Annotated in this window: 2 protein-coding genes; both read left to right on the forward strand. The window is 34.4% G+C overall.

The features are described 5' to 3' along the window. Positions 1 to 446: 446 nt before the first annotated feature. The gene (locus tag J2Z34_RS17455; protein WP_209461152.1) at positions 447 to 1,154 is read left to right on the forward strand and encodes a LytR/AlgR family response regulator transcription factor; all 708 of its coding nucleotides are present in this window, start codon (positions 447 to 449) and stop codon (positions 1,152 to 1,154) included. 1 nt (position 1,155) lies between these two features. Then, a complete protein-coding gene (locus tag J2Z34_RS17460) occupies positions 1,156 to 2,439 on the forward strand; it encodes a sensor histidine kinase (RefSeq protein WP_209461153.1) in 1,284 nt (427 codons plus the stop codon). Positions 2,440 to 2,548: the final 109 nt, after the last annotated feature.

The raw sequence follows: 2,548 nt of genomic DNA on the forward strand, positions 1-2,548 counted from the left end.
ACCTCATCTTCGGATGGGGTTTTCATTTTTCTGGGCATATTCCATTTTCACAAACTTGAGGCATAGCCACCATGTGCACAACAATTTCCGCTTACATTCTTTCTGATCTTGTAATAACAGCCTTCACTCCAAAAATTGAAAACCTACCTAACTACTTCAAATAATTTCCCCTTTCTGAAATCAATTCTTTTTTGATTAGTCTTTGGTTTGGGCATTTCTAGAAAATGACCACTCCATAAGGATCAAATTAGAGAACCAGTTACATTTCTTGATTCATTATCGTTTTACCAAACATGTAAAGCAATACATGTTGCTCAACTGGTCTTTTTACACTCACCACTGGACCAAATGGTATACTTTTTTGACATTGTGAAACAAGTTACACTATAATCAAATTGTCAATCAACGCTTAATCAAAATAAATTACATGCAAAAAGGAACTTATGATGCGAAATATAGTTATTTGTGACGACGAAACCGATAGCCAAAATTTACTCATTTCACATCTCAAACAATATATGAAAGAAACAGCTGTAGACTTTAACATTACTGTGCTTAGTTCAGGTGAAGAATTAGTAAAGAAGTTGCCAAACAATACAGACATTCTATTATTGGACATAAAAATGGGACAGCTTTCTGGTATGGAAGCTGCCCGTATCTTACGCAAACAAAACAATCATGTAAGAATAATATTTATTACTACTATGACGCAATATGCTTTAGAAGGATACGAAGTTCATGCATATGGATTCATTAAAAAACCAGTTTCCTATGAACCTTTCAGAAGACAACTAAATGATGCGCTTTCATCTCTTGATAGACAGGAAGGTCATTTCATTTCTATTTCTCTGGGTGCTGAAATGCTTCGTATTAATGTGAATGACATTTTATACATGGAAGCCTTTAAACATGATATTCTCGTAGTTACAAATTCAGGCGTAGTAAAATGCAATACCCCTTTGGTTGAATTTGAAAATCAGGTAAAGGACGATCCCTTTTTTAGATGTCACAAGAGCTTTCTTGTTCATCATAGGCACATAAAAAAGATAAATAAGGATTCTTTAATTATGTCAAATGGAGATACCGTGCTTTTAAGCAAACATCGACGCAAAGAATTTTTAATTGATTTCGGACGTTTTGTAGGTGATAAATAATATGGGTAGTGACTCAATCAAGTTCCTGCGATTCTTTTTTGAAACAGCATTATTTATTGGCTTTTTTCATGGAGTCAAACCAAAGATTGCACCAACCAGAGCGAAAAAATTATTCTCCTTATTAATCCTCTCATTTCTTTCCTTACTCTATTTTTTCGATTTTTTATTCCCAAATATTGTATTGCGATTTATTCTGAGGTTTTTGATCTTTTTTATTTATTTGAAGTACTTAAAAGAAATATCGTGGCAAAAAGCCGCTTACCTTTCTGGAATGGCTTCTTCCATTTACTATGCGCTGCAAAACATCTTCATTACTCCACTACTCTATCCTTTCTTCATTGAAAGTTTTATTGTAGTTTATGGCGTATTCCTATTCTTATTTATTTTCATTTATTACCAAATCTCTTTCGAAAAAATCGAACACATTGGTGCCGACCGTGTCATTCTCCTTGTGTCTGTAATTAGTTGTATTTTATACGTTAAATATTCCCTCTCTGTTATGATTGATGGAGTTTCAATGAAAAACATTGAAATGACCCTTTTCCCGATCTTATTACAATTATTCCTTATAGCTTCAATAATTCTTTTCGAAAAATATCTGTATGTTCAAATGGAACAGGAAGAAGCTCGCCTTCATGAAGTTATAACTGACTTCAAATTAAAAAATATTAAGAACCGTATTGCTGCCGAAGATGATCTTCGCTTGCTCACTCATGATATGAAAAATCATTTTATTGCCATAAAAAAAATAGTTGGAACGTCAGATCATCACCAACTAAATAACTATATTAATGCTTTGCTGGTAAATTTAGAATCCAACGACAAATATGTCGAGACTGGTAACGAGCTTCTTGACGGATTTCTCTCTGAAAAAATAGCAGAGGCTGAAAAGGATAATATATCTATGTCTATAATCCTGGATTTTCGACCTGCTGCCTTTATTAGTGACATGGATATCTGTACAATTTTTGGAAATGCCCTTGATAATGCTATTGAAGCAAGCAGAAAAGTTACAAACCCCAACGACCGCTTCATATCAGTCTATAGTTCCACTACTGCGGGACAACTAGCTATTTCATTCGCGAATGCTTATGAAGGTACCATTAATAAAGTCAATGGATTGCCATTAACAACAAAGTCAACGTCGAATCACCATGGCTATGGGTTGTTAAGTCTTAATAAGGCAGTTCAAAAATACGATGGCATAGTCTCAATCAACCTGGATACTAGTAACAAATTCATTCTAACCGTTATGCTTCCCTTACCCATAACATCTGCCGGCTAGTATGATGTATGTTCTCCCTATGTGTCAGAATAGTTGTCGTACCCCAATAAATAAAGTATCCTAGTAGGAATAGGATGAGGAGGACGACATTATGGCCTATACCAGGAGA

The organism is Youngiibacter multivorans, assembly GCF_017873395.1.
Classification (GTDB): domain Bacteria; phylum Bacillota; class Clostridia; order Clostridiales; family Clostridiaceae; genus Youngiibacter; species Youngiibacter multivorans.